General features: G+C 43.2%; 21 protein-coding genes and 1 tRNA gene. 8 read left to right on the plus strand and 14 right to left on the minus strand.

Annotated features, from left to right (window positions below; genetic code table 11):
- Nucleotides 1-2: 2 nt before the first annotated feature.
- The 11 genes from ACRHOZ_RS13470 to ACRHOZ_RS13520 form a co-directional block, all read right to left on the minus strand.
- Nucleotides 3-581 (minus strand): DinB family protein, encoded by a 579-nt coding sequence (locus ACRHOZ_RS13470; protein WP_431126478.1) that lies wholly within the window; start codon nt 579-581, stop codon nt 3-5.
- A gap of 6 nt (nt 582-587) precedes the next feature.
- A complete protein-coding gene (locus ACRHOZ_RS13475) occupies nt 588-914 on the minus strand; it encodes a winged helix-turn-helix transcriptional regulator (RefSeq protein ID WP_431126480.1) in 327 nt (108 codons plus the stop codon).
- A 91-nt stretch (nt 915-1,005) separates the two neighbouring features.
- Nucleotides 1,006-1,680: a hypothetical protein gene (locus ACRHOZ_RS13480; protein ID WP_431126482.1), complete on the minus strand. Its 675-nt coding sequence runs from the start codon at nt 1,678-1,680 to the stop codon at nt 1,006-1,008.
- Nucleotides 1,677-4,322, minus strand: coding sequence for a T9SS type A sorting domain-containing protein (locus ACRHOZ_RS13485; RefSeq protein ID WP_431126484.1), 2,646 nt, complete (start codon nt 4,320-4,322; stop codon nt 1,677-1,679). Before ACRHOZ_RS13485 ends, ACRHOZ_RS13480 begins: the two co-directional genes overlap by 4 nt.
- Before the next feature lie 126 nt (nt 4,323-4,448).
- A complete protein-coding gene (locus ACRHOZ_RS13490; RefSeq protein ID WP_431126486.1) occupies nt 4,449-5,534 on the minus strand; it encodes a phosphoglyceromutase in 1,086 nt (361 codons plus the stop codon).
- 101 nt (nt 5,535-5,635) lie between these two features.
- Entirely contained in the window at nt 5,636-6,817 is a 1,182-nt protein-coding gene (locus ACRHOZ_RS13495; protein ID WP_431126488.1) for a Gfo/Idh/MocA family protein, read from the minus strand.
- Nucleotides 6,818-6,832: 15 nt separating this feature from the next.
- The gene (locus ACRHOZ_RS13500; RefSeq protein ID WP_431126490.1) at nt 6,833-8,161 is read right to left on the minus strand and encodes a Gfo/Idh/MocA family oxidoreductase; all 1,329 of its coding nucleotides are present in this window, start codon (nt 8,159-8,161) and stop codon (nt 6,833-6,835) included.
- A gap of 4 nt (nt 8,162-8,165) precedes the next feature.
- Nucleotides 8,166-9,548: a 3-keto-disaccharide hydrolase gene (locus tag ACRHOZ_RS13505; RefSeq protein ID WP_431126492.1), complete on the minus strand. Its 1,383-nt coding sequence runs from the start codon at nt 9,546-9,548 to the stop codon at nt 8,166-8,168.
- 59 nt (nt 9,549-9,607) lie between these two features.
- On the minus strand, nt 9,608-11,032 hold the full coding sequence (gene uxaC, locus ACRHOZ_RS13510; protein ID WP_431126494.1) for a glucuronate isomerase: 1,425 nt from the start codon (nt 11,030-11,032) through the stop codon (nt 9,608-9,610).
- Nucleotides 11,029-12,234, minus strand: coding sequence for a mannonate dehydratase (gene uxuA / locus ACRHOZ_RS13515; protein WP_431126496.1), 1,206 nt, complete (start codon nt 12,232-12,234; stop codon nt 11,029-11,031). The genes uxaC and uxuA overlap by 4 nt, the downstream gene beginning before the upstream one ends.
- A 12-nt stretch (nt 12,235-12,246) precedes the next feature.
- Complete coding sequence (locus ACRHOZ_RS13520) at nt 12,247-13,098, minus strand: SDR family oxidoreductase (RefSeq protein WP_431126498.1); 852 nt, start codon at nt 13,096-13,098, stop codon at nt 12,247-12,249.
- A gap of 91 nt (nt 13,099-13,189) precedes the next feature.
- On the opposite strand from ACRHOZ_RS13520, the gene ACRHOZ_RS13525 reads away from it, so the two are divergent.
- The 3 genes from ACRHOZ_RS13525 (at nt 13,190) to ACRHOZ_RS13535 (ending at nt 14,728) form a co-directional block, all read left to right on the plus strand.
- On the plus strand, nt 13,190-13,864 hold the full coding sequence (locus ACRHOZ_RS13525) for an NUDIX hydrolase (protein ID WP_431126500.1): 675 nt from the start codon (nt 13,190-13,192) through the stop codon (nt 13,862-13,864).
- A 109-nt stretch (nt 13,865-13,973) separates the two neighbouring features.
- Nucleotides 13,974-14,186: a hypothetical protein gene (locus ACRHOZ_RS13530; RefSeq protein WP_431126502.1), complete on the plus strand. Its 213-nt coding sequence runs from the start codon at nt 13,974-13,976 to the stop codon at nt 14,184-14,186.
- A 62-nt stretch (nt 14,187-14,248) separates the two neighbouring features.
- Nucleotides 14,249-14,728, plus strand: coding sequence for a GNAT family N-acetyltransferase (locus tag ACRHOZ_RS13535; protein WP_431126504.1), 480 nt, complete (start codon nt 14,249-14,251; stop codon nt 14,726-14,728).
- A 123-nt stretch (nt 14,729-14,851) separates the two neighbouring features.
- Here ACRHOZ_RS13535 and ACRHOZ_RS13540 read toward each other — a convergent pair whose 3' ends face one another.
- Nucleotides 14,852-17,098, minus strand: coding sequence for a DUF5916 domain-containing protein (locus ACRHOZ_RS13540; RefSeq protein ID WP_431126506.1), 2,247 nt, complete (start codon nt 17,096-17,098; stop codon nt 14,852-14,854).
- A 102-nt stretch (nt 17,099-17,200) separates the two neighbouring features.
- Between ACRHOZ_RS13540 and ACRHOZ_RS13545 the strand changes: the two genes are divergently transcribed.
- The gene (locus ACRHOZ_RS13545) at nt 17,201-18,088 is read left to right on the plus strand and encodes a helix-turn-helix domain-containing protein (protein WP_431126508.1); all 888 of its coding nucleotides are present in this window, start codon (nt 17,201-17,203) and stop codon (nt 18,086-18,088) included.
- A gap of 372 nt (nt 18,089-18,460) precedes the next feature.
- Here the strand turns inward: ACRHOZ_RS13545 and ACRHOZ_RS13550 are convergent.
- A tRNA-Asn gene (locus ACRHOZ_RS13550) sits at nt 18,461-18,534 on the minus strand.
- A gap of 173 nt (nt 18,535-18,707) precedes the next feature.
- Complete coding sequence (gene rseP, locus ACRHOZ_RS13555) at nt 18,708-20,042, minus strand: RIP metalloprotease RseP (protein WP_431126510.1); 1,335 nt, start codon at nt 20,040-20,042, stop codon at nt 18,708-18,710.
- Nucleotides 20,043-20,195: 153 nt separating this feature from the next.
- Here rseP and ACRHOZ_RS13560 point away from each other — a divergent pair, with 153 nt between their 5' ends.
- The 4 genes from ACRHOZ_RS13560 (at nt 20,196) to ACRHOZ_RS13575 (ending at nt 23,575) form a co-directional block, all read left to right on the plus strand.
- Nucleotides 20,196-20,870, plus strand: a complete 675-nt coding sequence (locus ACRHOZ_RS13560) for an SCO family protein (protein ID WP_431126512.1) — start codon at nt 20,196-20,198, stop codon at nt 20,868-20,870.
- A 91-nt stretch (nt 20,871-20,961) separates the two neighbouring features.
- Nucleotides 20,962-21,204 carry a FeoA family protein gene (locus tag ACRHOZ_RS13565; protein ID WP_431126514.1) on the plus strand — a complete coding sequence of 81 codons (243 nt, stop codon included), beginning with the start codon at nt 20,962-20,964 and terminating at the stop codon, nt 21,202-21,204.
- Nucleotides 21,201-23,426, plus strand: a complete 2,226-nt coding sequence (feoB, locus tag ACRHOZ_RS13570; RefSeq protein WP_431126516.1) for a ferrous iron transport protein B — start codon at nt 21,201-21,203, stop codon at nt 23,424-23,426. The genes ACRHOZ_RS13565 and feoB overlap by 4 nt, the downstream gene beginning before the upstream one ends.
- Nucleotides 23,426-23,575, plus strand: a complete 150-nt coding sequence (locus ACRHOZ_RS13575) for a hypothetical protein (protein WP_431126518.1) — start codon at nt 23,426-23,428, stop codon at nt 23,573-23,575. Before feoB ends, ACRHOZ_RS13575 begins: the two co-directional genes overlap by 1 nt.
- The last annotated feature ends 117 nt before the right edge of the window (nt 23,576-23,692 follow it).

Consider the following 23,692-nt stretch of genomic DNA (forward strand, 5'->3'; position numbering starts at 1 on the left):
TACTAATTAAAATTGCGGGGGAACCAAAGGCTTCTTTTAAGGTACCTTTCTTTGATAATGTTTATATGCCGGAGCTCGTGACCAGCTATATGATAGGCCAAGGCCCTGACAGTTCGCTTGTTGATAATACTGCCATCATAATCTATTCCAGCACCTCCTCTTAGGAAGCTATCTTCTGGTAGATTCAAAAAAAGTGAAATCGTTGCTTTTCTAACGGTTTCATATTCCTCAAAGATATCATCCAGACTTCTGGAATTGGCATTGGAACAGCTGGCATACGCATCTTGGTCAAAGCCATGTAGCGGTGTGGAATCGTTACGGGCGTACCTCAAGGCCCTATAGGCAAAAATTCGCTCGTCATCAATCAAATGTACCAAGATTTCCTTGATGGTCCATTTACCCTCGGCATATCGATAGTTCAATTGGTCTTCCGTCAAATCCAGTACCATTTTTTTTAGGTCCAGGAAATTCGTCCATAAGTGTTCCAATACTTTTCCATCATCTTTCATCAAATCCATATAGATGCAGGAATAGGCGGGGTATTCCTCGGGTAATGGTTTATCTATCCTTCGGGTTGTCATACTATCCTATTTAAAATTCTTGGCCCATTCCTTTGCCCAGCTACCCAAGGGCTCAATGAGTTCATACAATTCTTTTCCCTGTTGGGTCAGCGCATACCCGTCCACAGTTCTAACAATAAGATGGGAATCCCTTAGTTCTTTTAACCGCTTATTTAATGTGGTTGGGGAAATGGCCTCACAATATTCCTGCAACCTTCTAAAGGTACTGGGGCCCTTGTACAGGTGCCACACGATACCCATGGCCCAGCTGCGACCCAATAAATCCAACAGCGCCATAACCGGTGCTCCTGATTTTGAGCCCCTAACGGGTTTTCCTGGAATTGGTAATGCCATGCTTTTCTATTTTGCTACATTATTTATAGCAAAGCTACATATTGTGTAGCATCTTGCCAAACTTTTTGATATCATTCAAAATTCCACTGTGTTAATTGCTTTCGAAAGTCCAGATTGGGCCAAGGGTGACACCTCCATTACTGTCCTTGGCTACAACTTTCCAATAGTATATGGTCGATGGATTTAGACTGACCGTGAAAGAGGAAGTGGAAAGGTCTGTTTCAAATAGTGGTGGGTCTTCTGCTGTTCCAAAATAAAGGTCAAAAACCAGGATGTCACCAACATCTGGGTCATTTGCCTCCCACTCCAAGTTTATCTCTGAGGTATCCAAACTGCTTCCCAATGACGGATTTAACAGCTCTGGAACCGTGGGAAGTGCGTTTTGCACCAGTTCGGTCTCTGTATAGAAACGCCATGAAGCCGAAAATCCACTTTGATTTTGGGCATCATCCTCAGCCAAAACCCTCCAGTAAAAGGTTTGCCCATTTTCCAAAGTGAAAGTTCTACTGGTTTCCTCCAGCAAATCTGTATGGATAATGTTGGTAAACCCTTCATCACTAGAGACCTCAATTCTGTACGTTATCCCATCTCCCTCTGCATCAGATGAGGCGTTCCACCTAAACTCCAAAACATTTTCGATACATAAAAGATCATTGGTCGGATATACCAAGGAAGGTACCGATGGTTCGCTATTGACCCCATCACTTCCCCCACAGGAAATTACCAGAAAACCAATTGCCATGAAAAGGAAGTGGCTGCTCTTCATATTTTGATCATTTTTAAGGTTTTCTCTACTGCAAGGTGTAATTGGACATAATAAATTCCTGAAGGCAGTCCTGATGTTGACAACTCTAACTGTTGATTATTTATATCATGTATTTTGGTTGATACTTTTTGCCCGTGGGCATTAAAAATATCTACCTCCACACTTGTGACCTGTTCAGCAATCCAAATTCTTGCTGTGTCATTTGTAGGATTTGGGAATAAGATCAAAGGGAGGTTGGAGCCGTTGATTTTTTCAAATAACTTTCCTTCACAGGGCTTGCTGGTTTCTATTTCCAATGTATCACCATTCCCTACCGGCACTTCAAATTCACCTAATGCAAATTCTCCAACTAGCTGGTCATTCACCCTTACCGTATAAGGCGCTGTCCCTTCAAGGATATGGATCTGCGCCTTGCTGACTCCCCCCGTGCTTTCCACATTGATAAGTCCATCTATTGGGACTGCGGCTTCCACCTCAAACTGAAAACACTGTTCAAAATTTGGGTCGCTTTCGATGGTAATGCACAGATCATGGATACCATTAGCCACGTTTTCCACCAAAATTTCATTGGTAAAATTGTATGTATTCCCACCCATATTGGCTTGATACTGGAAATTACTCTTGGCAACAATTTGAATAGAACCATTGGCCTGTCCGGCACAGGACTCCCCACTCACAACAATTTCAAAATTGTCATTTTCCACAATAGCATCACCTTCAAAGTATTTTTTTGCCAAGGCAAAGGCATCTTTCCCAATTTTATCCCCAATAATTCTTCCTCGAATATCATCAATAGGTGGGTGGATACCTCCCCAGATTCTAGACAAACTGGTCTGGTCAGAAGCGTCCCTATAGGTAGCCCATTGCAATGTCAAATTCTCGCTTGGGCCATTTTCAAACACCAAGAAATTTCCTTGTTCCGCATCAAAAACACCCATTCCGCCCGGGAAAAAGGCGTCCCCAGTAAACATAGTCAATACCTCAGCTGCTGCTCTGGAGAAAGTGGAATGACCTGAGACATAACCCGCAAATGGAGGCGTAACAAAAGTAGCTCTTTGATAGGGCCACCATTGGGTTCCCAAAATCCAATCTACACCAGCTACATCCGTAGTGGGGTCTGTTATAAAATCAGGCCCCTTCCATGCGAATATTTTTATTCTTCCCACATTTTCATTGTTATCCCCCGCCAAGGGATCTCCCACTTCAACAAGCTCAATCAGCCCTGGAATCAATGGAATGCCAAAGGGGTCATAACTGGGTAGGGCTGCGTTGGAACTTTGGCCATTACCTGCCATGTGCCGGATGGCCGAAATGGGCCTGATATAATCATAGTATCCTTTTACTCCCCAAGTATTCACCGCTGAATCGTGCATAGCTCCACCCAGCGCCAGATACGCCTTCACATCCCATTCCAAATCATCAAGAATGGTTCCTTGGCCTTCAAATTGCTTAATAGTTTCAGGATGGTCGTTTACATAATTCAAAATAGTAAACCAATGTCCCGGCGGTGTTTCCGAGTCTGGACCATCCGCCCAAAACTCGGCAAGCACCCTGGCGTAGTCTGCCCGTTTTACCAGTTGTGGCGTATACGGTGCATCAGTCACAGGATTTAGGGCATGACCTGTTCCTGGATCACCACCATTTACAAAATCGTAAAAGGCTTGATATTCCTCAAAGGTCTCAGGATAGTCCGATAAATCCACATTCCCAAGGGTTCCTGGAGATATATCAATCAAAGTTGGATCCGCTGGATCCAAGTGTGACGACCAAGAGGCCACTAGGGCAAAATGCCATTTATAAGGGTCATCTATCCCATCTTCATTGGAAGCTTGCATATAAACCGGATGTCCTGGGTCGTTGTACACATAACTATCAAACCCATTATTGAGTATTTCAAGGTCGCTCTTTACCAAGGAAAAAGGGGTAACCTGTCCCCATTCAGGACTCAAAAAATCCGGTATCTCATCAGGAAAAACATTCCCAGCCTGACCTATAAAAACATCAAATGCCAGTGGTTGCCAGCGATTAGGGTCAGCTAATGGATAGGTTTCCTCGTAGGTCTCCAAAACGAGTGGAGCATTGGTTGGATCATAAAATTGATTCCCATATCCATTTTGCTCATTAGACCCATCCTGCAATCCAAAAGCTATCATCTGGCTTGCCAAATAATTCCCAAGGGCGGCGAAAGATCCGTTGCTGTAATCCACAGAATCAAAGGAAGCTTCATAACCATATCCTGCCAAAAGGTTGTTAAAGATTTCCAAGGATTCCGTTGCCCCTGGTGAATTGGCAAATCTATGGGTCAACAATCGATACACCCCATAACTAATAATCTCATGTCTTGCTGCTTGGATTTCAGCGGTATCCGTGGGAATGTTGATACCTTCGAAATCGCAAATATATCCACCCAAGGTTTTGCCCAAAAAAACAGTTTCTGCTGTATCATCAAACAAAGCCCAAGCATCATACATGATCATGGAACTGTGGAAAAGGTTGCGGGCATGTACGGTGGGTCGGGCAATATCCTCGCGAATAGCGGATAATACGGCCTCATTCCATTCCCTAGCAACAGAATGTTGCGCGTTTACATAGGTTGTTTGCGCGATTACAGCTAAAAAAAGTAATGCAACAACTTTTTTCATGAGGTGAATTTGGTTGGTCAAGGAAAACTTCCCCTTTTGCTAAATATAGCAAAAAACCCTTGCCAAGGTATGGGTTTCAACTAAACTAACTCAAACTAGTAATTGCTAAGCGGAACTTTCTTAAACTTAAAATTTTAGTGGTTTTCCTTTGACCCCTTGGTCATTTGTGGGCACACTTAATATCTCTAATATGGAAGGTGCAATCTGGTTCGTAAACCATTGTTCCTCCCTGTCAACTTCTCCCAAAGGCGTTATCCCATTTCCAAAAACTACCAACCATACCTGATCCGCTCCTTTAATGTTGGACCCGTGGCTTCTCCAAGTGTCCAAAGGTTGGGTTCCCCGACCATGGTCCGTGGTTACTAGGAAGACGGTTTGGTCTCTATAAAAATCATCCTGTTGGGTGAATTCCCAAATTTCCTTGATCAATCCATCCGTATTATGGGCCGATTTCAAATAGGCTTGATAGTCCCCATCATGCGCAAAATCATCGGTCTCCCCATAGGCAATGTATACCAGTTTGGGATGCTCCTTCTTCATGTATTCCAAGGCAAAATGGTGTGTAAAAGCATCCAATCTGACGGAACCCCATGGGCTGGGAATTTGTTTCTGCAACTTATTCAGAAATTGTTCCCGATCATTTGGATTTACTGTAGCTGATTCAAAACCAGCGTTAACCGGTACGCCGGAACGCTCCTCGTTTACAATGAAAGGGAACACATCCCAACTCCCAAAAGCTGCCACATTTCCTTTTCCTATTTCGGTTTGGTTGTAGCGTTCCAAAACCGTGGTATTGGGATTATTGAATTTGTCATTGCTGGTAATTCGGGCATCATCCGCTGCCCCCGTCAAAATTTCGTTATAGCCAGGATAGGAGAACCACTTTGTATTGGTCAGGTTCATCTTACTTCCCAACAAACGGTTACCGTGCAACTGACCCATGGAAGTAACCTTTGTCCAGAAAAATGGCATTAAGGCTTCTCTGCGTTCTTTCGCATGCGCTCTCCAAAAGGTCTTTTTCAACTGAGTGGTATCATGCACATATTCCTTGTTGGCAATCAAAAGGGAATCAGCTCCAGTGAAAAGTTCTTGCCAACGCAATCCATCCAAAGTAATCAAGACTACCTTGGGGGTTTCATTGTTCTGTGCAAATACTCCAATAGAACAAAAAGTAAAAATGATAAGCCATAGGTTGGCAGAAAGCTTTTTCATGATACAAATGGGTTGATTATAGGACACAAGGTATGGAACAAAATCCGTTTCCAGCTTGCCCAATCCTATTTGTTTTGGCCTAAATGTTAGGTGTAGCGGACTTAGGACTTAAAATCCCAGTGTACAATCTTTTGGTCATACATTGCATCCAGACCCATCTGCACACAAATAGCGGTGTTGGCTCCAGTGGTTATATCCGATATTGGTTTTTTATCGTTAAAGATACTGTCCCTAAAATCTATCAACGCCTGCTTGCTTGGATCTAAGTGTTCCGCCTTGATGGGGATTCCCTTACCTTCTTCCCAGTTCACAGTGGCTCCGGATACACCATCCACTTCACCCAGCTCTCTTTTGTATCCTTTTTCTGGATAGAACCACGCCTTTGTATAGCCCAAAACTATACTTCCTTTATCTCCCATGACCTTAATCTGGTAATCTCCCATCGCGTTGCCCGTCAAACAGGTAAAGGTTGCTTTGACACCACTTGGATAACTATAGATCAATTGGATATTGTCATAGGTTTCCCGACCATCTTTCCAATAATCAATACCTCCTACACCCATTACTTGTTTTGGGGTATCTTCCAGCACCCAATTGACAAAATCTATTTGATGGGAACAAAGTTCGGCTACCAATCCGCCCGAATATTCCCGATACATTCTCCAATTGATAGCGCGTTCCCATTTGGGATCTGGAACCGGACGTCTCCAATCTCCATTTCGGTTCCACTGACAATCAAAAGCAATGACTTTTCCAATCTTGCCTTGTTTGATCAAATCCACCACATGGGTGTATAATCTTGAACTATGGTATTGATGGCCTGTTTGAAAAATGGCTTTTGAACTATTTGCTTTATGAATCAGTTTTCGAATACCATCATATCCCTTGGCCAGTGTCTTTTCACAATAGACGTGTTTTCCGGCATCCAGCGAATCTATGGCAATTTTGGAATGTTCATTGAAGGGAACCGCTACCAAAACAGCATCCACATTCTTGTTGTCCAAAAGCTCTCTATAGTCTGAATATCCTTTGGCCTTTCCTCCGGCCTTGGTCAATCCATTTTCCAGTCGAAATGGAAGTATGTCACAACATGCAGTCACCTCCAACCCCTGAATATCTTGAATAATTGGGGCCAATCCTGCCCCTCTATCTCCTGTTCCGATTATTCCTATTCCAATATTCTTTTCCTTCTTCCCAAGTATGTTGGCTCCCCAAACAGGGCTAGCTGCAGTAATTGCAGTTGCGGCCAAACCACTTTTTGCGACAAACTCCCTTCGCTTCATTCTATTTTAGATTTCTTATAATTTAGGTTCCCACCCTTTTTCATATTCACGCCCCCAGTTTTTCATGGCGGCTTCACTATTAAGGACTTTCCCTGTCTTGGTGTCTATTTTTAAGGTATGGCCAACATCTTGGGCCATGTTCCCCAAATGACAGAGCATGGAGGAGATACTTGCATCGGCTATTGGAGCATTCATTGCCTTGTCCTCTCTAATAGCGTCAAAAAAGTTACCCACGTGATCTACATCCAGACCACCAATTCCTTGGGTGTTGGTGGTGGCACTTGCTGTTCTTTCAAACTCTAATTTAATAGGGTTTCCTGCAAGGTCGTACAATTTATAAAAGTTTCTGCTTAATTCAATGCTTCCTTTGCTCCCATAAATGGTAATTCCCCGTCCTGGGCGTTCTGGTTTCATTACTCCTCTACTGTGGCCTGTCCAAGTAATGAACTTGTCACCCTTAAAGCCATAGGTCACTTGTTGGTTGTCCACAAATTCCCAATCGTCATCATAGGTATATTTCCCACCAAAGGATGTCACTGTTTCTGGGAGGTCCACACCCAAGGCCCATCTACAAATATCTATCTCATGTGTTCCATTGTTATGAATTTCCCCTGTACCCCAAGTTCTGAACCAATGCCAGTTGTAGGGATGCACATTGTCTTTGTAAGCTGTTCTGGGTGCAGGCCCTTGCCAAAGGTCCCAATCCAAGGTTTTGGGAACATCAATAACATTTCCTTTACCAATGGATCCCCTATTGTTGGAATAATAGGCTTCTCCTTTATAGACGTCTCCAATAATTCCTTCCCTAATTTCCTTTACAGCCAATTGTGAAGTCTTGGCCGAACGCTGTTGATTCCCCATCTGTACTTTTTTGTTGTACTTCTTTTGGGCAGCTACCAACAAGGTGTTTTCATGCGCGTTATGGCTACATGGTTTTTCTACATACACATGCTTGCCTGCCTGCATGGCCATAATGGACATAGGGGCATGCCAATGTTCAGGGGTTGCAATAAATACAGCATCCACATCCTTGTCCTCCAGGATTTTTCTGAAATCTTTCTCCACTTTAGGTACATATCCAATGTTTTCCTGACACCAAGCATTGTGCTCTTCTATGATCAAATCGTCCACGTCACAGTTGTAAAGCACTTTGGCATTTGGAAAAGCACTAATGGCCTTTACATGGGCCTTTGCCCTGCTTCTTACCCCAATAACCGCACAATTGATACGATCGTTGGAACCCAATATGTTGGCGTATCCCATTTTGGGAAGAACTAATCCCCCCATGGTCAATGCAGCGGTTCCCGCTGTTGTTTTTTTGATGAAATTTCGTCTTGTTCCCATGGCCTTAATCTTGAATTATTGATTTTATTTTAACGTTCCTGAAGCTAACCAAATCCCCGTGGTCCTGCAGTAAAATGTGCCCCTTGTCTGCCTCGCCAAAATTGGGCCACTTTTCATATTTGCTTTCGGATACCAGTTTGCGATAGTCATCGCTCTTTCTTTCGTATTCCAAAACCTTTACTCCATTGAGCCTATGCTCCACCTGATTGTTTTTGGAAATGATATGGGCCGTGTTCCATTCCCCAATGGGATTTGCCGGTTTGTTTAGGTCGGCTTGGATCAAATCATAAAGGGAGGCCAGTGTACGACTGCCTTCGTGATTCCCCAATTTGGCATCCGGGTGCCGGGCATCGTCCAAAATTTGATATTCCAAACCTATGGATGATCCAGGCCCCTTGTTTAAATCCGTGTCCACATAGTATTTGATTCCACTGTTGGCGCCTTCGGTCAATTTAAAATCCACCTTTAGCTCAAAGTCTCCATAGGTGTCTACGGTAACAATGTCCCCTCCTGCTGTAGATTCAGCACCGCCTGATGCCAATACAGAAAGTACTCCATCTTCAATGGTCCAACCCTGCTCTGGAAAGTCATCAAGTCTGGCTCCTCGCCATCCTTTAGTGGATTCCCCATCCCACAATAGCTGCCATCCTCTTTTTTTCTCGTCAAGAGTAAGTTGATTTTTGGTTAGGATTGGCTTTATCGGCGATGTTTTGGAATACTTTGAAAGACTATCGGTCAAAATTTTAATGTTTTTCCATATCACCTCTGTTCCTGCCTCTTTATCCTTTCCAATACTATGCACTTGCAATGCAATGAATCCTTCCGCTGTTTTGTCATCGATTAAATGTGCGGCCGGAACGCCATTTATCCAAGTTTTTAAAGTATCCCCAATGGCCTCAATCCGATAGTGGTTCCAATCATTTTGTTTGAATGCCGCCTGCGCCTCAGGATTATTTTCCAAAGGATTTAGCCATCCTCGTCTTCCTTCATCATAAATTCCCGCACTCCAAGCGCGGTCAGATGGGTCTATTTCAATTTGATATCCATGGACGCGCCCATCCAAATAGTATGGAAAACTATTGCTCCTAATCTGGATTCCTGAGTTCATCGTGGAGTCCACTAAATATTCCAACTCCAAGATAAAGTCGCCATATAGCTTGTCCGTAGTCATAAACGAATTCGGGGTATCATGTTTCGTAATTCCCACAATACTGCCATCCCTAACTTCATACGTGGCAACCCCTCCTTTTTGGTTCCATCCTGTAAGCGTTTCCCCATCAAATAGATAGGTCCAAGGGGTGTCATCCTTGTCCTTGTCCGTGCATCCCGTAAAACAAAGGCCCAGGAGTACAAAAGCCGCAATTAAACTGATTTTTATTTTTCCCATTTCAATAGATTTAAGGTTTTTGATTGTTCTTATTTTTTTATTTCTGATTTGCTATTTATTCAACTACCTGCAGTTGTACTGTTCCCATCAAAATCAAAGTAGGATTTTGCATTGTGGTAACTAATATCCTGAATCATTTTGCCAACAAACGGAATGTCTTTGGGGACCAATCCCTTTTTAATGTCGTTTCCGAAAATGTTACAGAGCAACCTTCGGAAGTACTCATGCCTTGGAAAGGAAAGGAAGCTTCTGGAGTCCGTCAGCATCCCCACAAAAGTGCTCAACATGCCCATATTGGACAGGGTGTTGATTTGCTTTTCCATCCCGTCCAACTGATCCAAATACCACCAAGCCGAACCGTACTGCATCTTTCCTTTTATAGTTCCATCGTTAAAATTCCCGGCCATGGTCACAAACACCTCATGCTGTGCCGGATTTAAGTTATAAAGAATGGTCTTTGCCAACTGATCGCTTTTGTCCAGTTCGTTCAAAAATTTGGACATGGACTGAGCCTGCTGGAAATCCCCAATGGAATCAAAGCCCGTATCGGGGCCTAAAGTGCTTAGCATTCGTTCATTATTGTTACGTAAAGCTCCCAAATGAAATTGCTGCGTCCATCCGTATTTATGGTATTCCTTGCATAGGTGAAGCAGGGTTTCAAACTTAAAATAATGGATTTCTTGAATCTCCAGTGCCTTGCCTTTCAGCACTTTTTTAAACAGGGTTTCAATATCGAAATCACCTTGTTCAAAGAAGTAAAGCTGATCCAAGCCGTGATCGGATAAACGGCTTCCCGCTTGATGAAAAAAGGCAATCCTATTTCTTAAAGCATCCAGATAATCCTGATAGCTGGTAATGGAAATCCCTGTGACGTCGGCCAAACGTTCAATATAGTCCATCACAGTTTTCACATCTTCAACCGCATAAGCCTTGTCTGGCCTAAAAGCAGGTAACATTTGTATCCCCAAGTCGATTTGTCCAGCGCTCAGGTGATGTTCCAAACTATCCAAGGGATCATCCGTGGTACAAAGCAGTTCTACATTCCTCTGCTTTAAAAGTCCCAAAGTACTATGCGTTTTGTCCTGCAACCTTTCGGAGGTTTTCTGATAGATCTCCAAACCGTTTTTTGGCGTCAGTAATTCGTCTATGTCAAAATACCTTAGGAGCTCCAAATGGGTCCAATGATAGAGTGGATTGCGAAGCGTATGGGGAACCGTCTCTGCCCATTTCAGGAATTTGTCCTGATCGGAAGCGGTCCCGGTAATGTACTTTTCATTAATCCCCAAGGCCCGCATGGCCCTCCATTTGTAATGATCACCATGCAACCATACTTCTGTAATATTTGCAAACTGATGATTGGAGGCAATCTCCGCAGGAGGTAAATGATTGTGGTAATCAATGATGGGCATCTCCTTGGCATAATCATGGTACAGCTCTTGGGCAATTTCGGTTTCCAACAAAAAATTTTCCGTGATGAATTTCATAGCTCCATGGATTTTTCAATGCCCAACATTAATCCTCGCAATTCTGCCAGCCCTCTAAGCCGACCTATGGCCGAATATCCTGGGTTGGTCTTTTTGGACAAATCGTCCAGCATCTGGTGACCGTGATCGGGCCGCATGGGCATGCGACTATCCTTCCTTTCACTTTTCAATCGCTTTCCTTGTTCCATCAATAAGGATTTCATAACTCCGTACATGTCCACATCCCCATCCAAGTGATCCGCTTCAAAAAAGTTTCCTTCAGCATCCCTTTTGGTACTCCTCAAATGGACAAAGTTTATCCTATGCCCTAACCTGTCCACCATTCCAGCCAAATCATTGTCTGACCGAACCCCATAGGAGCCTGTACAAAAACACAGTCCGTTGTTGGGACTTTCATAGGCTTCCAACAACTGCTTTGCATCTGCTTCGGTGCTAACCACACGGGGCAATCCAAAAATGGGAAATGGCGGGTCATCTGGATGAATAGCCAATAACACTCCAGAGGCTTCCGCAACAGGTGCAATGGCCTGTACAAAGGCATAGAGGTTTGCCCTCAATTCCGTATCACCTATACCTTTATAGGTATCCAACACCTTTTGAAATTGATCTACGGTATAACCCTCTTCCGCCCCTGGCAAGCCCGCAATGATATTTTGGGTGAGCTTGGTTTTTTGGTCTGTATCCATTTGATCAAATACCTCTTGGGCTTTACTTTTTTCAGCTTCGGAATAAGATTCGTTGGCCCCAGGTCTTTTCAAGATAAAAAGCTCGAAAGCTGCCAATTCTGCTGCATCAAATCGCAAGGCTTTGGAACCATCTGGCATTTCGAATGAAAGATCGGTACGGGTCCAGTCCAAAACAGGCATGAAGTTGTAGCATACCGTATCAACGCCGCATTCACCCAAGTTTCGGATACTTTGCTGATAGTTGGCAATATATTCCTCATAATCACCTGTGCGCTTTTTAATATCCTCATGAACAGGAATGCTTTCTACCACGGACCAAGTGAGGCCTTTGGCCTCAATTTTGTTTTTTCTCTGGATAATTTCCGCTTTGGACCATACCTCCCCGTTGGGAATATGGTGCAGGGCCGTAACAATTCCGGTAGCTCCCGCCATGGCAATATCATCCAATGAAACAGGGTCATTGGGACCGTACCAACGCCAAGTCTGTTCTAAGCCTAATTGTTTTGTTGCTTCCATAGTTTCCTTTGTTTAAACCCCGCTAAAAGCACTAAATCCACCATCTATAGGTATGGTAATCCCTGTTACGAATTGGGATTGGTTGCTGGTCAACCATAAGGTGGTTCCCACCAAATCCTCTGGTTCCCCAAAGCGATTCATCGGGGTGTGTTCCAAAATGGTTTGCCCCCTTGGAGTCAGGTTCCCATCGGCTTGGGTCAGTAAGGTTCGGTTCTGTTCCGTCAAGAAAAATCCGGGAGCCAATGCATTTACACGAATGCCCACTGGGGCAAAATGTACCGCCAACCACTGGGTGAAATTGCTCACCGCCGCCTTGGCCCCGCTATAGGCCGGAATCTTGGTCAACGGTCTATAGGCATTCATGGAGGAAACGTTCAAAATGGAACAACCCTTCCTGTTTACCATGTCCTTGGCAAAAATTTGGGTAGGTAATAGCGTTCCAATAAAATTAAGGTTGAACACGAACTGGATTCCCTCGGGATCAAGCTTAAAAAAGGTCATTAGATCCTCATCGGCCTGAAGGTCCTCTGGAAACAAATGGGTTTTACTGGTAGTTCCCTTGGGATGGTTTCCACCAGCTCCATTGATCAAGATATCGCAGGGTCCCAATTTCTGATTTACTTCGGCATGGGCCAGCTCCAAACTTTCCTTTTGCAGCACATTGGCCTTTACGCCAATAGCTTGCCCCCCTTGTTGAATAATGTTATTGGCAATCTGGTCGGCTGCATCTTTGTTTAAATCCAACACGGCCACCTTGGCTCCTTGCACCGCCAGATAATCTGCCAAGGTACTGCACAGCACGCCCCCACCTCCGGTCACGACTGCCACTTTCCCTTTTAAATCTTCGTATTTCGGAATGGTCATTTGCAATTTTATATTATTCTGTGTACTTTTTACACAGATAAAGATATACATTTTTTTATAAGCACAAAAATTCTACTTTAGCATTCCTCCTATGACTAAACAAAAAGACCTCCAAAACATCCAAGTTAGACTGGACTCCTTTGAGTGTTCAATTACTGCGGACATCACCGTTTTTGGGTATGTGGACAATAAGTTGAAGGTCTTGCTACTGAAGAAAACAGTGGGGGATTTTAAAAATCACTGGATGGTTCCAGGAGGGGTCATGGAGTCGCACGAGACCGTAGAGGACTGTGCGGCCAAAGTTCTTTTTGCGCTTACAGGTTTCAAGGATATTCATTTTGAACAGGTAAAAACCTATAGCTCCCTGGACAGACACCCGCTAAAAAGGGTAATCACCGTTTGCTATTATGCCTTGGTCAAACCTGAGAATCACCCCTTGACATTGCGCAGCGATGTGCAACAAATCCATTGGTTTGATGTGGACAAGCTTCCCGATGAACTGGGTTTTGACCATGGACAACTTATTAAGGATGCCTATTTGTTTGTGCAGACCAACCTTAGGGACCGATTGGTTGTTGGGGAGTTGCTGCCCAAGCAATTTACCTTACCTGAACTTCAGAATCTATATGAGCATATCCTCAATGTAAAATTGGACAAGCGAAATTTCCGAAAGAAAATGTTCCAGATGGACATTCTTCAAAATACCGGGCAAAAAAAGGCTGGTATTAAAGGTGGTCCCTTGCTCTATGAGGTTAAAAAAGCTTGATTATCAGCTCACTATATTCTTTACTCTTATTTTTATTTCCGATTTTGTAATTCCATAGGTGACATCACTACAAAAAAAAGTGTCCTATAATTGAACAAACAACTAACTCATGGAAATACGCAAAGTAAAAAAGTACAAGGTGAAAGAACGATTCACCATTGGCATGAAAATGTGCGACAAAAATGAAATCCTCTATATAGAGGACGCCAATGAAGAAACCGACGACGTTCAAAAGGTCTTTGGTGAAAACAAAAACTACCTCAACGACATCTCACTTCAAATGTTCCTGGCCCTCAAGGGTGAATTTATACAGAAAGCCTAAGGGCATTCACTGCTTTTTTTTAGCTACTTTATTGGATGTACCTTTAATCCAATGGGCAACCCATGAAACTGAAAGAGGTAAAAACAGAGCAAGAATACCAACAGGCTGTTGGCCTGTTCAAAATGTATGCTGCCCAAATTGGGGTGAATCTGGAGTTTCAGAATTTCAGTCAGGAAATAAAAAACCTTCAAGTGCAATATGCAAGACCCTCCGGAGTCCTGTATTTGGCCTATGACGACCCAGAATTTCCCCTAGGTTGTTTTGGTGTTCGAGCGTTGGAGGGATCCATTTGCGAATTAAAAAGAATGTTTATTGTTAAAGAAACAAGGGGCCAAGGTCTTGGGAAACAGATGTTGGAAAAGTCCATTTCCTGCGCTAAAGAATTAGGCTACTCAAAAATGCGCTTGGATACCTTGCCCAGTATGCTACCCGCCATTGGATTGTACACCCAAGCGGGTTTTTATGAAATTGAACCCTACCGTTTTAATCCCATTGAGGGTGCCAAATATTTTGAGATTGACTTTAGTCAAATTCCAAATTGAAAATCCCAAATTGCATAATGAGAAGAATCCAACCATCCAATAATCGAGCTGTTCAGAGAAACTATGTTTTGAAAGGATATGCCGTGCTCCTACGAGCTTACTTTCCTTAACTAAGGCGGATGCTCAAAGATTTAACCAATAATTTACTTTTAAGACAATAGCCCGTTGTCTTGGGAATCTAATATCTGGAAACAACAGCCCCCCATTATCGGATAGACTTTCAGCAAAATAATTGTCCGTATATACCAAATAGATATCCGAAACCGGCTTAAATCGCCATTGGAGTCGGGTATTTATATTCAAATTTTCAAGCTGGCTGTTCAATTGCACAAAAGTGGTCAAGAAGAAATTTTTGGTAAAGGTAAAGTCAAAGCGGGTTCCCAAAAGCAATAAATCGGAGTCATTTAATCCATCTGGCAATCGGATTCGGTTGTAGGAGAAATTAAGGGAGGTAAAACCCAATGGTTGGTAGCGATAGGTCAAGGTACCTCCCAAATTGTAAAGATTCCCATTAAAATGTTCCCCCAAACGGCTGCTCAAGAAATAAGAAAACTTCTTGCGGGCATCGGATCTATAGTCTGCCTGAACATAGGAAAAAACATAGTCCGTCCCAGAAGCCAATGGCAATGTGTTAAGGCCACTAGGGTCAAATGGGTTTAGCAAACGAACATATTGCCTTCTTCCAGAAAAGTTCAAAATGGCTGTGTTCTTGAAATTTACCCGATAATTAAGGTCAAGGCTCCAATCCAAATCCTCAAAATTTCGATTGTCCCCCACCCAATCGCCAGAAATTCCAGGCCCGTGCCTTTGTATTCCTCCTTGTTTTGGATAGGCATTCCACCACAGCTCTGGCGTTACTTGGAAAATGTTTCGTCTTCGCACAAAACCTACTTCGGGATTAAATCCTGCCCCGATACTTTGCAAGGTGAAGTTACATTCCCAACGGTACGAATTGTAATTCACATAACCCCCAGTTGCAAATTCCGAGCTGCTGTTCCGTTCGTCAATAGACTGGTGGTAAAAGAATTTGGAATTCCAGGTATTGTCGTTGGAAGCCAAGTTCAGATCTAGTCCAAACGTCCTGTTGTATTCCTCTGGCGACAGTGTGAAATCCTCTCCAATGGCATTGGTGAATGCTTGTTTGTTGATGAAAAAGCCACCGATATAGGATCTTGACAGTATCCGTTGCTGTAGGGCCGCCACAAAGTAGTTGGTGGATGGGAGTTGGATAGCCTCATTTTCTTCGAGCTGGGCATCCAGGACCCCAATCCTAAGGTTTTTGTTGAGCTTTCCATTTAGCCGAAGACCCCCGTATATCCTGTTTTGAAGATTTTGACCTGTGGTGGGATCAACACTTACGCCAATACGTCTGGAGAAAAAGGGTCGGGTTCCATCCAAGCCGAAATTGGCAAACAAATCGGCATTCTCTAAAAAGAACTGTCTTCTTTCAGGAAAGAAAATCTCGAACCTGTCCAGGTTGGTCACTTGGGTGTCCACTTCCACTTGGGAGAAATCCGGATTTACGGTTAAGTCCAAGGTCATGGCCGGCCCCAGCCCAATTTTGGTATCCAATCCAAAGTCAAACTTGTTTTCAGTTGGGGAATCCAGCTCAAAGTTTTTTGAATTATTAAATATCCCATAAGGAATAAGGGAAATGTTTTTCTTGCTCTGATTTAGGGGTTCGTCCCAAACAAGCTCCTGGGTAAAGGCTAGATTGATGATAAACTGGTTTCTAGGAATTCGAGTCCAAGTGGATTGTTCTGCATATTCACTATCAAACCGATAAAAATTAATGTTCCAGTGAGGTGCTTCCTTTTTATAGCGCAACGTCTTTAAGGGAATGGCCATTTCAACCAACCAAAAGTCGTCGTAAATTTTGGCTTCAGAATACCAAACATTGTCCCACCCCGTGGAGAAAGTGCTCGGACTTGCGAGGCTCCCGCCGTTGGCTATCAAACCCTCGCGTTGCACCCCAAAGGGATTGACCCCAAATAAAAATGCATTGTTTTTATCAGCATAGGTGTCCAGAACAATTGAAAAAACATCATTGGCTTCCCCTCTAAAATCCCGTCTCAAAGAGGGGGTCACGTAGGAGCGGGTGCCCAAGTTGTTCATTTTGGCCAATACATAGAGGTTGTTTTCATCATAGGTGAGCCTAACTTCAGTATCGGCGGCAGCCCGTGTGGAATCACTTGGGAAATACTGCCAGAACCTATCGGCAACCTCGGCCTTTGCCCAATCGGGTTCGTCCATAATGGCATCAATACTGATTTTACCTGTGGCTTTTTTTATATTTAATCCTTCTTGGGCCAAACAAAGGTTTAGGGAAAAGACCATAATGGCGACAGGAAAATAGAACCAAAATTTCATGGATAAGGTTTTCTGGCAAGCTATGCAGCCTTTATCCAAGGTGTGTATTATATCGGGAGGAACTGTTATTGTTTCAGCGCAAACTGAAAGTTAAAATACATAATGATAAAAACTCTTGAAGGAAAAGGATTTAAGGGCCAACGGACGGAAAAAGAGCTCGAAAATTTTCTGTTGTACAATTCCAGTCTTCGTACCACGGAGCCCGTTGAGTTTGTGGTGGACGGGGCAGATAATTGGCTGCAATTCCACTACCAACTTTCTGGGGATACCAATACCCTAATTGTTGAAAAGGAAATGATCGTTCCCATCACATCCAATTCATTTGCCATTCTTTATCAAAAAAAGGGATGTTGCAAAATCCGATTTCCCAAGGACTGCGTATACGAGAGTTTTGGTTTTAGGGTAGACCCAAAATACTTTGTGGATTCTTTTTTGAAGGATTTCAAGGAATTGGTTTCCATTCAACAGGCCATTAACAATGACAGCCTTTTCTTTTTGGACAAAAAATATGCCTCCCTTGATTCCAAAACCAGGGACATCATCCAAGAGATCTTGAACCATCCATATCAAGGTTCCCTTGGTGATGTTTATGTGAAACATAAATTGGTGGAGCTCATTTTTCATTCCATCCCCGTGTTACGGGAAAACGCTGAAAAGCTGTTAGAGGAAAAGCCCGCAAAAAGAGAACATATTGAGGATGCCAAGGCTTTTATTGCTGCCAATTTGAATCAAAAACTCTCCTTAAAGGTCATTGCCCAACATGCTGGGCTGAACGAGTATACCTTAAAACGTGAATTCAAAAAAGAATACGGTCAGAGCGTCATTGATTATTTTATTGACCTCCGATTGAAACGGGCTTTTGAGGATATTCAAAATACGGACAAAAAAATCACTGCTATTGCCTACGAAGCGGGGTACTCCAGTGCGGGGAATTTTTCCAACGCCTTTTTCAAACGATATGGATTTAGACCCAGCGAGCTTCGGAAGTGATTATTTTCATTTGACTAAAATGCCCCAATCCTATTTTTTCTGATTCGAGAGATACGAATATCAAATGGATTTATTAAAAAAATAGCGCATTAAATAGGTTTATTGCCCAACTTTCCCAAACAAAAAAACCACCCACTTTCGTGGATGGTTTTGTCTCGCTCTGCTCCCCCTCTTGGGCTCCCCTCGACTTCGCCCGGGATAAACTTCTCGCCCAACTTTCCAAACAAAAAAACCACCCACTTTCGTGGATGGTTTTGTCTCGCTCTGCTCCCCCTCTTGGGCTCCCCTCGACTTCGCCAGGGATAAACTTCTCGCCCAACTTTCCCAAACAAAAAAACCACCCACTTCCGTGGATGGTTTTGTCTCGCTCTGCTCCCCCTCTTGGGCTCGAACCAAGGACCCTCTGATTAACAGTCAGATGCTCTAACCAACTGAGCTAAGGAGGAATATCAATAAATACAGCTAAGTTTTAAATCTTTCATCTTTACCCCAAATCTGCCGGAAAAACTAGTAGCTCAGTTCTGAGCCCTGCCTGCCGGCAGGCAGGTAAGGAGGAATATTTTACCTTAAGCGGGTGCAAATATAGCAGTTTCTTTAAAACGCCACAAGCAAAATTAGGCTAAATAAATCTTTTGATAATATTCCAGATATCATTACCAAAAATAACCGCCATTAATCCCATCAAAATCACAAATCCTACAATCTGGCCCCGTTCCAAAACCTTTTGGCTTGGTGGTCTTCCGCTTATCATTTCATACAACAAGAACATTACATGTCCTCCGTCCAGTGCCGGAATAGGCAATACATTGATAAACGCCAACCAAACCGAGAACATGGCCATAAAGCTCCAGAAAAAGCCCCAATCCCAGCTTGTGGGCATCAATTCCACAATACCAATGGGTCCTTTTACCTGTTTATACCCTTGAATAATAGGGTTAAAAATCAGCTTAAACTGTTTTACCTGTCTTACCAATACATTGATGGTCTCCATAAATCCACGTGGAATGGCCGAAGCCACACTGAATTCCTTGGTTATGGACAACTGCTCTGTAGCCAAATTTCTATCTGGTGCAATCCCAACCGGTAAACTATCAGGAACTTGAACCTGTAGATTCACCAGCCTTCCATCCCTGGTCAAATCCACATTCAAGGTTTGGCCCCTATTCCCATTTATTTGGGTAGTAACCTCATCCCAGAAACTAAGGGTCTGACCATTGATACTTTCCAAACGGTCCCCAATTTGGATTCCCGCTTCTTTGGCCTGGGAGCTATCGGACACATGCCCTATTACCAAGGTTGGGTACCTAGGCACAATAAATTGACGCCCTCTACTTTCCAGGGCGGCTTTCTTTCCTTCATCGCTAAGTGGCACCGTCATTTCCTGTCCATCACGCAGCACTTTGATCTCATCCCCAAACAGAATATCCATGGATAGGTACCTGTCCAATTTTTCAACCTTTTTCCCGTCAATCTCCAGAATTTTATCTCCTGTTTTGAGTCCAATCTTCTCACTTACAGGATCTACGTGAAGTCCATGTTCAATCTTGTTTACAGGGATAAAAGTCTCCCCATTGCTGGCAAACATGGCGGTGTAAATGACCCAGGCCAAAAGAAAGTTCACCGTAACTCCACCCAACATAATAATCAATCGTTGCCAAGCCGGTTTGCTTCGGAATTCCCATGGCTTGGGCTCTTCCTTCATTTGTTCGGTGTCCATGCTCTCATCAATCATTCCGGCTATTTTCACATAGCCCCCCAGTGGCAGCCACCCAACACCATAGACCGTTTCTCCAATTTTCTTCTTGAACAAGGAAAATTTGACATCAAAAAAGAGGTAGAACTTCTCCACTTTGGTCTTGAAATATTTTGCAGGGAGAAAATGTCCCAATTCGTGCAAAATCACCAAAACAGAGATGATCACTATAAACATTACGATCTGTATAAAAAGATCCATTAGCTTCTATATCTTATATTAAACCCCGCAAAAGTACGCTTTTAGCCCTTTTATAAAAAGATGATTTTGGGCAATGGGCGTATTTAAGAAAGTTTTAGGAACAAAAACTCCATTTCACTTGAAGATTCCTTGAGCCGAATGTAATTTTGCAGCATGAGGAATTTCTTTTCCAAGTTTAAGTTTTTTGGTGCCGTTCTTTTGGCACTTTCAACAGTGATCATTTACCTTTTTTACAACGCGTTACAACCCAAGAAAACGCTACCTGTGTACCAACCTTCCATGGTAGATCAAGCTTTGGTGGACAGCACCCTGCACTATAAAAAGAAGTATCATACCATTGCCGATTTTGAATTGACAAACCAAAACGGAAAAAAAATTACAGAGGAAGATTACCATGATAAAATATATGTAGCTGATTTTTTCTTCACCACCTGTCCCACAATCTGTCCCATAATGACCAAGAATATGGTCGAAATCCAAAATGCCATCATGGACAAGAATGATGTACTCTTGTTATCCCATTCCGTCACCCCTGCCATAGATTCGGTTGCCCAATTAAAGAAGTATGCCAAAGAAAAGGGCGTGTTGGATCACAAGTGGAATTTGGTCACCGGGGACAAAAAACAGATATATGAGCTGGCCAGAAAATCCTATCTGGCGGTGAAGACAGACGGTGATGGCGGACCTTATGACATGATCCATACGGAAAATTTTATCTTGGTGGACAAGGAACGAAGAATCCGGGGATTTTATGACGGAACCAATCGCGAGGAGATTGACCAGCTGCTTGCCGACCTTGCCATTTTGGAGGCCAGCTATGCGCAGTGATCAGCTGTTTCAATTAGTAAAAGTTTGGCAATATTATATGGTCATTTTTGCCTATTTTTGCCCTTAATTAAATTTATTCTAAATAAGATTTGTGGCAACGGTTCTAGATCTAAAACAGGGACAATCTGGGGTAATCAAGGAATTTTCCGATTTAACCCTCCCCATTAAACTCTTGGAACTGGGGTGCCTTCCAGGAAATACCGTGGAAGTGGTTCAGGTTGCTCCATTAAAAGATCCCATTTACATCAACGTAAACGGTAGCCATATTGCCATTAGACGCTCCCTTGCCCTACAAATAGAACTTGAAATTGAAGAAGACCCCGCCTCCGTATGAGTAAGAGCATCAAAGTTGCACTGATCGGTAATCCCAATACTGGAAAAACTTCTGTTTTTAATCAACTTACCGGCCTCAAACAAAAGGTGGGCAACTATCCTGGTATTACTGTTGAAAAGAAAGTGGGGGTTTGTAAACTTCCAAACGGGCAGAAAGCACAGATCTTAGATCTTCCAGGTACCTACAGCCTCAATACCACCTCCTTGGACGAAAGCGTTGTGGTGGAATTGTTGCTCAACAAAAACGACAAGGATTTCCCGGATGTGGCGGTAGTGGTGAGCGATGTGGAGAACTTGAAACGGAACTTGCTGCTCTTTACCCAGATCAAAGACCTTCGGATTCCAGCAATTTTGGTCGTTAATATGGCCGACCGAATGTCCAGAAAGGGCATTTCCCTTGATTTGGCCGCTATGGAGCAAAAGTTGGATACCAAAATTGCCTTGGTCAGTACACGAAAAGGCAGGGGTGTAGATCATATAAAGGAGTTGATTGAAGATTTCGAATCTCTCCCCAATACCCCAAATATAGATACATCCCGTATTGCCCCTGAATATTTTAGCCGATTACAAAAGGCATTCCCCAATGAAGATCTTTACAAGCTTTGGATGGTCATCACCCAGGATGTAAATTTCATGCCCTTAGAAAAAAAGCGAATTCAGGATGCCACTTCTTTTTCCACCAAATCCAAGACCGAACTCAAAAAATTACAACATAGGGAAACCGTTCTGAGGTATCAGTTCATCAATAATGCGTTAAAAGAAACATACAAGGTAGATTTCAATGCAGCCAAAGGATTGCGGGCTTCTTTGGACAAAATCCTGACCCATAAAGTTTATGGGTACGTGATTTTCTTTGCCATTTTATTGCTGATGTTCCAAGCTATTTTTGACTGGAGCACCTACCCTATGGACTTTATTGACGAGCAATTTGCCAATGCCGCGGAGTGGTTAAAGAGCACATTGCCTTCTGGGGTGTTCACAGATTTGTTGGCCGAAGGAATCTTGGTGGGTATTGGCGGTATCGTCATTTTTATTCCGCAAATAGCCTTTTTATTCCTGTTTATCTCCCTTTTGGAAGAATCAGGGTATATGAGTCGGGTGGTATTTTTGATGGACAAACTCATGAGGCCGTTTGGATTGAGTGGCAAGAGTGTTGTCCCGCTGATTTCTGGAACTGCCTGTGCTATCCCCGCTGTGATGGCGACACGTACTATTGAAAATTGGAAAGAACGGCTCATCACTATTTTGGTGACTCCGTTTACCACTTGTTCAGCCAGATTGCCCGTTTACCTTATTCTTATAGCCCTTGTTATTCCCGAAGGGCGAATCTTGGGATTAAGTTATCAGGCTTTGACGTTGATGCTATTGTACTTGCTAGGTTTTGGGATGGCAATCTTCTCCGCATCCGTTTTGAACAAGATTTTAAAGATCCGTAGTCGTTCCCTCTTCATGGTAGAGATGCCAACCTATCGTTTGCCCCTTATCAAAAATGTGGCCTATACCGTGCTTGAAAAAACCAAGAGTTTTGTGTTTGGTGCCGGTAAGATTATCTTAGCCATCTCCATAGTCCTATGGTTTCTGGGATCCAACGGGTCTTCTGAGGACTTTAAAAATGCAGAGGAAATTGTTTCCCAGAGAATAGAAACGGAAGGTCTTAGCACGTACAGTAAAAATTACATCCAGAACAACATCAACAGCTATATTGAGGAAAGGCAAACCCAGTCTGGAGAAGTGATGCCCAAAGCATCCCAAGATTCCATACAGCTCTTGACCGCCGATTTGGAGCAGCGCGCAAAAGCCCAGGAAATAGCAAGTCATAAATTGGAGCATTCCTATATTGGCTACGCCGGAAAGGCCATTGAGCCAATTGTAAAGCCGCTAGGCTACGATTGGAAAATTGGTATCGCCGTATTAACCTCCTTTGCCGCACGTGAAGTATTTGTTGGCACCCTTGCCACTATATATAGTGTGGGCAGTGATGAAGAAGAAACCATTAAGAACAGAATGGCTGCCGAGCTGGACGAGTCGGGGAAAAAGCCCCTCTTCAATTTGGCCTCGGGCATATCCTTGATGCTTTTTTATGCATTTGCCATGCAATGTATGAGCACCTTGGCCATTGTGAAACGAGAGACCAACAGCTGGAAATGGCCCTTGCTTCAACTGGGTTTCATGAGCGTTTTTGCGTATCTTGTAGCTCTGACCGCCTTTCAAATCCTTAATTAATGGATCTACTGCAACACATATTGGTCTATCTTACCCTTGCCTTTGCCATTGGCTATTTGGTCTGGAAGTTCTTTTTGCCCAAGTCATTGGTTTCAGGCAAAAAAAAGGATTCCAAGGCCTGTGGCCAGGACGGTTGTGGCTGCGAATGATTCCTAATCACCTTTTTAGTTTTTATAATCCGCCTGCATTGGCAGATGACTCTTTTTTGACTTTTTTTTCACTACCAGTGTAACCTTTCTTAATTTCCTGACTATATAGGATAACAA

It is taken from the genome of Flagellimonas flava (assembly GCF_050617915.1).
Taxonomy (GTDB): domain Bacteria; phylum Bacteroidota; class Bacteroidia; order Flavobacteriales; family Flavobacteriaceae; genus Flagellimonas; species Flagellimonas flava_A.

Coding starts and splice junctions, on each gene's coding strand:
- ACRHOZ_RS13470 (WP_431126478.1), bottom strand. CDS start 581: ATGACAACCCGAAGGATAGATAAACCATTACCCGAGGAATACCCCGCC.
- ACRHOZ_RS13475 (WP_431126480.1), bottom strand. CDS start 914: ATGGCATTACCAATTCCAGGAAAACCCGTTAGGGGCTCAAAATCAGGA.
- ACRHOZ_RS13480 (WP_431126482.1), bottom strand. CDS start 1,680: ATGAAGAGCAGCCACTTCCTTTTCATGGCAATTGGTTTTCTGGTAATT.
- ACRHOZ_RS13485 (WP_431126484.1), bottom strand. CDS start 4,322: ATGAAAAAAGTTGTTGCATTACTTTTTTTAGCTGTAATCGCGCAAACA.
- ACRHOZ_RS13490 (WP_431126486.1), bottom strand. CDS start 5,534: ATGAAAAAGCTTTCTGCCAACCTATGGCTTATCATTTTTACTTTTTGT.
- ACRHOZ_RS13495 (WP_431126488.1), bottom strand. CDS start 6,817: ATGAAGCGAAGGGAGTTTGTCGCAAAAAGTGGTTTGGCCGCAACTGCA.
- ACRHOZ_RS13500 (WP_431126490.1), bottom strand. CDS start 8,161: ATGGGAACAAGACGAAATTTCATCAAAAAAACAACAGCGGGAACCGCT.
- ACRHOZ_RS13505 (WP_431126492.1), bottom strand. CDS start 9,548: ATGGGAAAAATAAAAATCAGTTTAATTGCGGCTTTTGTACTCCTGGGC.
- uxaC (WP_431126494.1), bottom strand. CDS start 11,032: ATGAAATTCATCACGGAAAATTTTTTGTTGGAAACCGAAATTGCCCAA.
- uxuA (WP_431126496.1), bottom strand. CDS start 12,234: ATGGAAGCAACAAAACAATTAGGCTTAGAACAGACTTGGCGTTGGTAC.
- ACRHOZ_RS13520 (WP_431126498.1), bottom strand. CDS start 13,098: ATGACCATTCCGAAATACGAAGATTTAAAAGGGAAAGTGGCAGTCGTG.
- ACRHOZ_RS13525 (WP_431126500.1), top strand. CDS start 13,190: ATGACTAAACAAAAAGACCTCCAAAACATCCAAGTTAGACTGGACTCC.
- ACRHOZ_RS13530 (WP_431126502.1), top strand. CDS start 13,974: ATGGAAATACGCAAAGTAAAAAAGTACAAGGTGAAAGAACGATTCACC.
- ACRHOZ_RS13535 (WP_431126504.1), top strand. CDS start 14,249: ATGAAACTGAAAGAGGTAAAAACAGAGCAAGAATACCAACAGGCTGTT.
- ACRHOZ_RS13540 (WP_431126506.1), bottom strand. CDS start 17,098: ATGAAATTTTGGTTCTATTTTCCTGTCGCCATTATGGTCTTTTCCCTA.
- ACRHOZ_RS13545 (WP_431126508.1), top strand. CDS start 17,201: ATGATAAAAACTCTTGAAGGAAAAGGATTTAAGGGCCAACGGACGGAA.
- rseP (WP_431126510.1), bottom strand. CDS start 20,042: ATGGATCTTTTTATACAGATCGTAATGTTTATAGTGATCATCTCTGTT.
- ACRHOZ_RS13560 (WP_431126512.1), top strand. CDS start 20,196: ATGAGGAATTTCTTTTCCAAGTTTAAGTTTTTTGGTGCCGTTCTTTTG.
- feoB (WP_431126516.1), top strand. CDS start 21,201: ATGAGTAAGAGCATCAAAGTTGCACTGATCGGTAATCCCAATACTGGA.
- ACRHOZ_RS13575 (WP_431126518.1), top strand. CDS start 23,426: ATGGATCTACTGCAACACATATTGGTCTATCTTACCCTTGCCTTTGCC.